This is a genomic window from Albidovulum sp. (assembly GCF_049646345.1).
Classification (GTDB): Bacteria; Pseudomonadota; Alphaproteobacteria; order Rhodobacterales; family Rhodobacteraceae; genus Albidovulum.
In genome coordinates, this window is sequence record NZ_JBARVQ010000819.1 from 1 (window position 1) to 2,117 (window position 2,117).

Genomic DNA, 2,117 nt, shown 5'->3' on the forward strand with positions numbered 1-2,117 from the left:
GTGCTGAAAGCACAATCGGTGGTTTCGGTGCCTCTGCCTATCTGGCATCCATTTCGGGTCGTTTCGTGGATCAGCAGGCGTCACTTGCCGCCGAAAAGGAACGCAACCGTCTGCGCGCGATAGAGCCGCGCGATCACCTGCCCTATGCCCCCGAAGGCTGGACCCGTGCCGGCTGGGACGACGCGGCCAAAGCCTTTTTTGGCGAACGCTTCGATCTGCAGAAGGATCCGTCGATCCCGGACGAAATCAAGAACGATCCGACGATCAAGGCATTGGGGACCGTCGGCAAGGCGGTCGCCGAAGCCAGCGATGCAAGAGAGATCTATGTCTACCAGAAATCCAGTGCGGTGATCGCGATCCGCCTTGAACATCTCGTCGCAAGACCCGGCGGGATACAGGGCGTGGCGATCAAGGCTGTTGAACATAATATCGAGGCGATGTCAGGCAAGGACCCATTTGCTTTGGTCAAAGGCGTCTTCTACCGCGAGGAGCTGGGGCTCTTTGGCATGGCCGCGATGGAGGAACGCAAATACAAGGTGATCACCGGCCAGATTGGTTCGCGACTGCGCATCTCGATCCGCGCGGCGGCAGAGGATGGGGACATCCTGACGCTGCTCAACATGATCGACTATGACACGCTGAATGCGATGCTGGACACGCCCCTTCCGGGGATCGGATCGGATGCCCCCGTCATCGCGATGGAAAACCAGCGCGCCGAGGCAGAGCGCCGCGTCTCGGACGCGAACCTTCAACAGTCCATCAAACACCGGGCAGCCGAACTGGAAGTCGCGACAGCGGCGCTGGAAATGACCCGTGAGCGCGGCATGGTGAGCGATGAAGACCATGCGTTGCAGGCCGCTGAGATCGAGAAGATGCGTACCGAACTGAACGCCCTGATCGCCGAAGGGGCAGGACAGGCGCCAACTGAACCCGCGATCCCCGGTCTGGATATTCTGACGCCGTCAGGGGGCGAGTCCGCAGCGGAAGACGAAGGCGGTGGCGTGTTTGCCATGCTGAAAGGGCTTGTCGGCGGGGGCCGATCGGATGCGGTCGAAGACGCCCAGGACGTTTCCGACGAGGCTGGTGAGGTCGGCAAGGTGAAAATCACTCGTGGTGGTCGCAAAAATTGTGGCAACAGAATCGGCACCAAGCACTGCAAGCTCGGAGAGTAATTCTCCGGGCGGCCTGCAATACGCCCTGATTACTGCGTGGGGGAATTTGGCGCTGTTCAACGGCACGCAAATCGCCTTAAGGTTGAATTGCAGTATGCAATTCTCTTACTGGAGGCATTGACGTGTCATCGACATTATTGAAATCCCTGAACCACTTGATCGTCGCCGGGCTGCTATCTGCAGCCGCTCCGGCATCTGCCCAGACCGTCTATGTCAATCAGGGCAGCGACTGGACGGCGAACCTGCGGCAGGACTTTTATACGCGGGATCAGGGGTCCCGGATCATGCCCTTGTCCTGGATGCGGGCGTTGGACGCACCTGATGGCACGGGTTTTCTGGACGATGCGCTGGCGCGCTACGGCTATCTGCCCCTGCCCGGGCGGGCGGACCCTGACCTGCCTGTCGGTTTTGTCGCTGCAGGTAGCGATACCAATCCCTCTGTCGGCATGAACTGCGCGGCCTGTCATACCCGCGAGATCGATGTAAACGGCACCGCCTACCGGCTCGATGGTGGGCCGGCCATCGTAGACTTTCAGGCCTTCCTGAAGGATCTCGACGATGCCGTCCTCGCTGTTCTGGCCGATGGGGCCAAGCTGACGGTCTTTGCCAACAAGGTGCTGGGCAGCGGCGCCATGCAGGAACAGATTGCGGCGCTGAAAATCGAACTGGCCGACTGGAGCTTTCGATATCACACATTGATCGAACGCTCGCTGCCCGATCCGGCCTGGGGACCGTCACGGCTTGATGCGGTATCCATGATCTTCAACCGGCTGACAGGATTGGATATCGGCGACGGTCCGGGCCATGTCATCGCCGAGAATATTGCGGTGGCCGACGCACCCACCCGCTATCCGTTTCTGTGGAACGCTGCCCGTCAGGACAAGACGCAATGGCCCGGTTTTGCCTATAACGGCAATGAGAACCTCGGCCTTGCCCGCAATCTTG

The 2,117-nt window shown here is 60.1% G+C and carries 2 protein-coding genes; both read left to right on the top strand.

Features of this window, described 5'->3' with window-relative positions:
* On the top strand, positions 1-1,172 hold a 1,172-nt coding region (locus WBB85_RS21485; protein ID WP_432640614.1), incomplete at its 5' end, for a hypothetical protein.
* A 122-nt stretch (positions 1,173-1,294) separates the two neighbouring features.
* Positions 1,295-2,117 (top strand): di-heme-cytochrome C peroxidase (locus WBB85_RS21490; protein WP_432640615.1); only part of this gene is annotated, 823 nt, incomplete at its 3' end.